The sequence below is a fragment of the uncultured Megasphaera sp. genome (assembly GCF_900539295.1).
GTDB lineage: Bacteria > Bacillota > Negativicutes > Veillonellales > Megasphaeraceae > Megasphaera.
Window position 1 is genome coordinate 1 of the sequence record NZ_UQBH01000044.1, and the last position, 8818, is coordinate 8818.

7 protein-coding genes are annotated in these 8818 nt (G+C 47.6%); 6 read left to right on the forward strand and 1 reads right to left on the reverse strand.

What is annotated here, in order from left to right:
• Positions 1–251, reverse strand: a 251-nt coding sequence (locus QZQ46_RS10395) for a hypothetical protein (RefSeq protein ID WP_296829738.1), incomplete at its 3' end; no start/stop codon positions are given.
• Between the two features lie 283 nt (positions 252–534).
• Between QZQ46_RS10395 and QZQ46_RS10400 the strand changes: the two genes are divergently transcribed.
• The 6 genes from QZQ46_RS10400 (at position 535) to QZQ46_RS10425 (ending at position 8709) form a co-directional block, all read left to right on the forward strand.
• Complete coding sequence (locus QZQ46_RS10400) at positions 535–1788, forward strand: pyridoxal phosphate-dependent aminotransferase (protein WP_296829741.1); 1254 nt, start codon at positions 535–537, stop codon at positions 1786–1788.
• A 22-nt stretch (positions 1789–1810) separates the two neighbouring features.
• Positions 1811–2611 carry a pyrroline-5-carboxylate reductase gene (gene proC, locus QZQ46_RS10405; RefSeq protein WP_296829744.1) on the forward strand — a complete coding sequence of 267 codons (801 nt, stop codon included), beginning with the start codon at positions 1811–1813 and terminating at the stop codon, positions 2609–2611.
• 427 nt (positions 2612–3038) lie between these two features.
• Positions 3039–4586, forward strand: coding sequence for an L-lactate permease (locus QZQ46_RS10410; RefSeq protein ID WP_296829747.1), 1548 nt, complete (start codon positions 3039–3041; stop codon positions 4584–4586).
• A gap of 459 nt (positions 4587–5045) precedes the next feature.
• Complete coding sequence (locus tag QZQ46_RS10415) at positions 5046–6467, forward strand: FAD-binding oxidoreductase (RefSeq protein WP_044505017.1); 1422 nt, start codon at positions 5046–5048, stop codon at positions 6465–6467.
• A 108-nt stretch (positions 6468–6575) separates the two neighbouring features.
• Positions 6576–7859, forward strand: a complete 1284-nt coding sequence (gene larA, locus QZQ46_RS10420) for a nickel-dependent lactate racemase (protein WP_296829751.1) — start codon at positions 6576–6578, stop codon at positions 7857–7859.
• 151 nt (positions 7860–8010) lie between these two features.
• On the forward strand, positions 8011–8709 hold the full coding sequence (locus tag QZQ46_RS10425; protein WP_296829754.1) for a TerC family protein: 699 nt from the start codon (positions 8011–8013) through the stop codon (positions 8707–8709).
• Positions 8710–8818: the final 109 nt, after the last annotated feature.

Consider the following 8818-nt stretch of genomic DNA (forward strand, 5'->3'; position numbering starts at 1 on the left):
GCCGAAAGTACTTGGGGGGAGGCCCCCTGGGAGGATAGGAAGCCGCTGATTAAGCCAAGAAGCACTTCGATGAGAAGTGCTTCTTTTTGTATATGAAAAATAAAATAATGACGGATGTCGAAAGACGACGAGACTGCCGCTATCAGCACCTTGATTTGTCTGCCATATTCAAAATTTCTACGGACCATTGATTGCAATCTTCCATCTATACTAATCTTTTCCGACGACAAGGCCGAATGATTCAGTGCCAATCCCGCGTTCCGATTTCGTAATCGCTCCTTCATCCTTTGAATAATAGCTATTCATTATAATACATATAATTATAGTAACTGATAAATTTATCCCAAAGCGATTTTTTCGCCGGTTATGCAATTATTTTAAGCCATTTATTCCAATATAGAAAAGGATACTCGTTGAACAGCCTGTATCTTTTGTATTTTGAATACATCGCAGATATATCGATACTGTTTGTTGTCATTCTACTTTGAATGTGGTATAAATGTGTATGTAACTAAGAAAGGGGAGTTGATTCATATGGTAAAAAGTGTTGCAGCACCACAGGCAAAAGGGAAGAGTGCTGAAGATAAAATTTTTGGCGCCAACAACCGGGCCGTTGCTTTGACAGAAAAATTAGGGGCTGATAAGGTTATCAATGGTACCGTCGGTTCTTTGCTCGATGAAGACGGCAACCTGGTCATGCTCGACGTCGTACAAAAAGCTTATAAGGCCTTAACGCCGAAAGAAATCGTAGCCTATGCACCGATTCAAGGCTATCCCGATTATCTGGAAGCAGCCATTGACCAGTGCTTTGGCGAATCCCGCCCGGATGGCTATATCCGTGCCTGTGCTACGTCCGGCGGTTCCGGCGTTCTCCATCACGTCATTCACAACTACTCCGAATGGGGCGATGACATTTTGACCAGTGACTGGCATTGGGGTGCTTACGGTTCCATGTGTCACGACAATGGCCGCAATCTTCGGGAATTCAATTTGCTCACCGATGATGGGAAATTTAATTTCCAAAGCTTCAAAGAACATGTCAGCGCCATGGTTGCCAAGCAGTACAACACGGTTATCATCATGAATTCACCGGCCAACAATCCGACCGGGTTCGGTCTGTCCGACTCCGATTGGGATCAGGTCCTGTCCTTCCTTAAAGACGTCGTCAAAGGTCAGGATAAAAATATTATCTTCGTCTCTGACGTAGCTTATCTCGACTATAGCGGTGAAAAGCACGAATGCCGCAAGTTCTTCAAAAAATTCGGAAACATGCCGGACAATGTCTTCATCATCGTTGCCTATACCTGCAGCAAGGGCTTTACCATGTACGGCCAGCGCATGGGAGCCATGATCGGCATTACGCAGAATAAAGACATTGCTGACGAATTCGTTGCCATCAATCAGTATACCAGCCGCGCTACCTGGTCTAACTCCAACAGTGCTGCCATGAAGGTCATGGCCAATATCTGCAAGGATCCGGCGAAAGTCGCTGAACTCGATACCGAACGGGCCAAGTATTTCCATCTCATTCAGGAACGAGCCGATTTGTTCATGAAGGAAGCTGACGAATGCGGTTTGAAATATCTGCGCTACATTTCGGGCTTCTTCATTACCATCCCCTTAATCGGTGCACAGAAGGTATGCGATGAACTGGAAAAGGAAAATATCTTCCTCGTTCCGTTGGAAAAAGGCATTCGCCTGGCTGTCTGCTCCGTTTCTAAGAAGAAGATTCACGGACTGGCTGCTAAGATCAAAGCGACTTTTGATGCCGTCGGCGTTCAGCAGTAACGGCTGAAGAAAGGATTGGCGTATGTTTAACACTATCGGTGTCTGCGGGACCGGCAATATGGGGCAGGCTATCGTCAAAGGCCTGGTAGATTCGAAGGCTATTGCTGCCGATCACATCTACCTGTACAATATCCATCGAGAAAAAGCTGCGGCCTTAGCGAAAGAAACGGGGGCTGTCGTCGTCGATTCTCCTTTGGAATTGGCCAAGCTCTCCCAGGGGCTTATCATGGCCGTCAAGCCGAATATGATGAAATCGGCGATTGATGCTGTCTATGACGGACTGTCGTCGGATACGGTCCTCATTTCGATTGCTGCCGGCCTGTCTTTGGAAAGCCTTGCCGGCTATGCCGGACAGAAGACTAAAATCATTCGCGTCATGCCCAATACACCGGCCATGGTCGGTGAAGGCATGGCCTCGATTTCGTCGAACGACAAAGTGACGGCTGAAGAAACAGCAGATGCTGTCGATGTTTTTTCCAGCTTTGGCAAAGCCGAAGTCGTCGATGAAAAATTGATCGATGCCGTCTGCGGTCTCAGCGGCAGCGGCCCGGCGTATGTCTATTTGTTCATTGAAGCCTTGGCCGACGGTGCCGTTCGTGAAGGTATGCCGCGGCAGATGGCCTATACCTTTGCGGCTCAGACTGTCTTAGGGGCAGCCAAGATGGTCTTGGAAACGGGAACTCATCCCGGTGCCTTGAAAGATGCCGTCTGCTCTCCCGGCGGTACAACCATTGAAGCTGTACAGACTTTGGAAGAAGGCGGTTTTCGTGCTGCCGTCATGAAGGCTGTCAGCGCTTCGGCCGAAAAAAATAGAAATCTTTAGCTTAGTGCCCGGTGAAGGCCAGAAACCTTCACCGGGCAATTTTTTTAACTTTTTAGTAAAATAGAGGGGGATATTTTCGTTATAAATCGTTTATAAACGGCTTTGTTATGCGATTTTTAGATAATTTAAAAATTACAAAAAGTAATAGTAATAATAAGATTTAATTATTTTTACTTTATAAACTCCAAGTTTTTACGGTTCAATATGCAAAATAGTAAAGAATATTGTGATTTATATCGAAAATAAGCATATGATTATGTCTAAATGTAATTTACAAACATTACTTTCAGGTATATAATAACAAGCATAGAAACTGTATCCGGATACAATCTAATATGAGAAACGGCGCTGTCCATAAATTTTTATGGACGAGCCCATGCCTCTTAAAGGCGTGACACGTGTATTTTTTATGAAAGGGTGTTATGTAATGGTTATCTTGGCCTTACTCCCGATTCTATTTCTCATCGTAGCATTGGGATTCTTGAAGATGGCCGGTTGGAAAGCGTGCCCAATCGCAGCCATTATCGCATTTATTGTTGCTGTGGCCGTGTATGACATGCCGGTTCCCATCGCTATTTCGGCAGCCTTAGAAGGGGTTGCCCTGGCATGTTGGCCAATCTTGCTGGTCATCGTTATGGCTCTGTTTGCCTATAAGTTGACGGTTGCAACGGGCAGCCTGGAAATTATCAAACAGATGCTGACCACGGTTAGTGAAGACAAACGCGTACTGTTCCTGCTCATCGCTTGGGGCTTCGGTACTTTCATGGAAGGCATGGCCGGGTTCGGTACGGCTGTTGCTATTCCGGCAGCTATGTTGGTTGCCCTCGGCTACCCGCCGATTAAGACCATCGTTGCCTGCTTGATTTCTAACGCCGTAGCGCCTTCGTTCGGTTCCATCGGTATTCCGACGACGACGATGGCTGCTGTTACGGGTCTTGATTCCGGTGTCTTGGCTACGAAGGTTTCCATCGTATCCTTTATTCCTGACCTGATCGTTCCTTTCTTAATGGTTATTTGTATCGGCGGCGGCCTGAAAGCCATCAAGGGCGTCGGAATCGTTACTCTTCTTTCGGGCTTAGCCTTGGCTATCCCGCAGCTGCTCATTTCCGTGACTATCGGTGCTGAACTGCCGGTCATGGTTTCGTCCATCATCATCATGGCCGTCATCGTCCTTTATTCCAGAGCCTGCAAGACGACGAGCAATCCGGAATACCAGGTCGATTTCAAAACGGATGATCAGAAAACCGTTTCCTTTGGCGAAGGCGTCAAAGCAGCTATGATCTTCATCCTGATTTTCGTCCTTCTCGTCGGAACGTCGAAACTCTTCCCGTTCATCAACGGACCGCTGGCTTCGATTAAAACGACGGTTCCCATCTACGCCGGTGCCGGTGCAAAACCGTATACCTTTACGTGGATTGCCGTTCCCGGCATCATGATTTTCATCGCCTCGGTTTTGGGCGGCCTCTACCAGGGTGCTTCCATTGGTAAAATTGCTCAGGTCTTTAAAGACAACTTTGTCGGCCTGCGCTTTACGTACTTGACGATCATCACCGTCGTCGTCGTCGCTAAACTGATGACCTATTCGGGCATGACCAAGGAAATCGCCGATGCGCTCGTCTTTGCGACAGGCAATGGCTATCCGGTCTTCGCTCCCTTTGTCGGCGGCTTAGGTGCTTTCATTACCGGGTCGTGCACGAACGCCAACGTCCTCTTTGGACCGCTCCAGACTTCGGTTGCTTCCAGCCTCGGCATGAGTCAGCCCTGGCTTGCAGGTGCAAGTTCCCTTGGCGGTTGCATCGGCAAGATGCTTTCTCCTCAGAGTATTGCCCTCGGTATCGGCGCTGTCGGTGCTGTTGCTGACGGCAAGGAAGGCGAAATCATGCGGGGTACCGTCGGATATTGCCTCTTCTTACTGGTCGTTGCCGGTATCATTACCATCTTAGCTCCCAGCGTTGTTCCTTTCTTAGTCAACTGATATATAGTAGGCAGGCATGAAAGAGTATGCTGCATCTCTATGTAGCATACCCTTTTTCTAACAGGAACAATGTGATATAATCTGTTGTGAAATGTTCCTCATACGAAACGTTTCCTTATAGGAATAATATAATATTACTTTAAAGCATAGTAAAAATTCGTAAAAATAATCATGATTTAAAAATTTTCGTTTGTTGGCGGATTATTTAAAAATAAACCGTCCTTATGATAAGTTATCATGGAATGGTACGGAGCAATCGAAAAGTGATATGTACAAAATGTACAAATGTAATTTACATGCATAATAAAGTAGAGTATAATGATACCTGTAAGAGATAAACGAAGAATAAACACAACAGACTAGTTTAGAATTTCGTTATGTTCGGTCTTAATCTGGAAGTCCTTTCCGGATGTAAATAAGTGTTATGCTTATTCTTTTCATTATTTGGAGGTATGTATTATGGCAAAAGGTAAAGTTTCACCAGAGTTAATTGAACAGTTCAAACAAATCGTCGGCGAAAAGTACGTTTATACGGACAAAGAAAAACTCGAACCGTATTCCCACGACGAAGTAACGGACCCTCATTACATGAAAGAACCGCAGGTCGTCGTTCTCCCTGCTACGACGGAAGAAGTTTCTAAAGTCGTAAAACTCTGCTATGAAAACGATACAGTTATGGTTCCGCGTGCTGCAGGTACGGGCCTTGCAGCTGGTGCTGTTGCTACGTTCGGCGGCGTTATCATCTCTATCGAACGCATGAACAATATCATCGAAATCGACAAAGAAAACATGGTCTGTGTTACGGAACCGGGCGTTACGACGGCCGTTCTCCAGGAATCCGTTCAGAAGGAAGGCCTCTTCTACGGCGGCGACCCCTGCAGCGGGGACTCCTGCTTCATCGGCGGCAACGTTGCTACCAATGCCGGCGGTAACCGCGCTGTTAAATACGGCGTAACCCGCGACCAGGTCATGGGCATGGAAGTCGTTACTCCGAGCGGCGAAGTTGTAACCCTTGGCGGTAAATTCCGTAAAAATGCTACGGGCTACATGCTGATGCACCTCTTCATCGGTTCTGAAGGTACCCTTGGCATCATCACCAAGATTTACCTCAAATTGGTTGCTCTTCCGAAATACCAGATGGACCTCTTGGCCGTATTCGACAACCTCGACGATGCTATCGCTTTGACGCCGAAAGTTATGGGCGCCGGCATCACTCCGGTCTGTGTCGAATTCATGGACAACGCTTCCATCAAACAGGTTGAAATCTTCCTCGATGAAAAACTGCCGAAATCCGATATCGGTAACTACATCATCATCCAGATCGCCGGCGACAGTGAAGACGTCCTCGACGAACAGTGCGAAAAGATCGTCGAATTGGCTGAAGAAAACAACGCTATCGACTCCTTGGTTGCTGACCCGGCTGTCATTTGGAAATCCCGTAAAGCATACCTCGAAGCTGACCGCGCTCGCAGCTTAGTCTTCTCCATGGAAGATATCGTCGTTCCCATGACGGAAATCCCTGATGCTGTACAGCAGATTTCCCGCTTGGCTGAAAAATACAATGTTGCTATGCACTGCGCCGGCCACTGCGGCGACGGCAACGTCCATATCGATATCTTGAAAGATGACCGCACTCAGGAAGAATGGGAAGAAATGCTCCCGAAAATCCAGGGCGAAATCTATGCTCTCGTTTACCAGCTCGGCGGCCGCCTCTCCGGCGAACACGGCATTGGCTACAAACGTGAAGCTCTCCTCGAAAAATACACGGACCCCGTTGAACTCAGCATGATGAAAGCTGTTAAGAAAGCATTGGATCCGAAGAACATCATGAACCCGGGCAAAGTTGTCAGCATCAACGACGAAGTTCCGGTCGAAGAATAAGTTTTACAGTTGCATACTGGGGAAAAGGGCAAGGCCAAGGCTTTGCCCTTTCTCTTTAGAGCTATGAATGCTATGAAAATAGCGCGGATTTAGAAAGGGTGTGTACGTATGCAGAAGTTTGCAGTGCCTTTTGGCAAAGAAAAAATCAATTTTGAACTGTCGGATGAACAGGTAGCCGGCGTTCTCGTTTCTCATGCTCACGAATATAAAGCACCGAAATCGGAAGAAGAACTCGTTGCCGATGCTTTGGCAAACCCCATTGGCAGCCCGAAACTGAGCGAATTGGCCAAAGGTAAAAAAACTTGCGTCATTATTTCCAGTGACCATACTCGTCCCGTACCGAGCCATGTCATCATGCCGCAGCTCCTGGCTGAACTGCGCAAAGGCAATCCGGATATCGACATTACGATCCTCATTGCAACGGGGATGCATCGCCCGACAACGCAGGATGAATTAGTAGCTAAATACGGTAAAGAAATTGCCGAACATGAAAAATTCTCCATCCATGTCAGCCGTAACGACGAAGACATGGTCAGTATCGGTACCTTGCCGTCCGGCGGCGAATGCCTCATCAACAAACTGGCTGCCAATGCAGACCTGCTCATTGCTGAAGGCTTCATTGAACCCCATTTCTTCGCCGGCATGTCCGGTGGCCGTAAATCCGTTTTGCCGGGCATTGCCAGCAAAATCACGGTTTTGGCTAACCACTGCTCCGAATTCATCGCCAGCCCCAATGCCCGTACGGGTATCTTGAAAGGCAACCCGATCCACGAAGATATGCTCTATGCTGCTAAAGCTGCTAACCTGGCTTTCATCTGCAACGTCGTCATCGATGCCGATAAGAAAGTCATCGCTGCTTTTGCCGGCGACCGCGAAGAAGCTCACTATGCCGGTGTTGACTTCGAAATGAAATTGGCCGGTGTTAAACCGATTCCGGCTGATATCGTCATCACGACTAACGGCGGCTATCCTTTGGACCAGAACATTTACCAGTCCGTAAAAGGCATGACGGCTGCTGAAGCTACATGTAAAGAAGGCGGCGTCATCATCGATGTATCGTCCTGCTCCGACGGTCACGGCGGCGAAGACTTCTACAACAACTTGAAGAATGCTACGTCCCTGCAGAAAGCCATGGATGAAATCCTGGCCCGCGGCCGCAACGAAACGGTCTTTGACCAGTGGGAAGCTCAGATCCTCATGCGCATGCTCCTGCGGTTTACGATCATCATGGTTACGGAAGCTCCGAAACAGATGATTGAAGATATGCACATGAAATATGCTTCGTCCATCGAAGAAGCTTTGGCTATGGCTAAAGACGTATTGGCTGAAAAAGGCGTTAAGGAACCGAAGATTACGGTTATTCCTGACGGCGTATCGGTCATCGTAAAATAAGCTTTGCAGCTGATTGTTATAACTAACAAATGATGATAGAACGGCTCTACAAAGGTGAACCCTTTGTGGGGCCGTTTTTGTCTTGCAATGACCTATAAAGTATCATATAATGAGTGAGATATTGTTTTGGCAAGATAAAGGGGGAATTGCCTTGGCAGGCTTAGAAACAGCATTGGTGTTTGATATCACCATGATTCTGCAAGTAGTACTCATCGATTTGGCCTTAGGCGGTGACAATTCTATCGTCATCGGCATGGCAGCCAAGAATCTGCCGGCTCATTTACAAAAGAAGGCTATTTTATATGGTACGGCAGGGGCCATTGTCCTGCGCTTTATCATGGCCTTCATCGTGTCCTGGCTGTTCCAGGTTCCATTTTTGAAGACCCTCGGCGCTGTCTTACTTGTTTTTATCGGCATCAAGCTTATCGGGGCCGATGAGGCCGCAGAAGATATCCACGTCGAAGCCAAGGACTCCTTGTGGGCAGCTGTGCGGACGATTATGATGGCCGATGCCCTCATGAGTTTAGACAACGTGCTGGGAATCGTCGGTGTCACGAATAACCATTGGGGTCTTTTGATGTTCGGTATGCTCATTTCGGTTCCGATCATCGTCTTTGGCAGCACTGTCGTCGTTAAAGTTATGAACCGTTTTCCTATTTTAGTCTATATCGGCGGAGCTATCCTCGGCTGGGCTTCCGGCGGTATGGTGGCAACGGACCCGTATTTAGCACAGTATGTCGGCTGGGCAGCTGCTAATCCGACAGCGATGAAGCTCGTCTTGTTGGGCGTTACCGTCGTCGGCGGTTTTCTCTGGAAATTCTTTCACCGGGGAGGGAAAATTGCGGCCTAGATAAAGAAAAAACTTGACATTTTCTTCCAGTGTGATATTATATATAAGTCAGGTAACGGGGCGTAGCGCAGTTTGGTAGCGCGCTTGGTTCGGGACTAAGAGGTCGCAG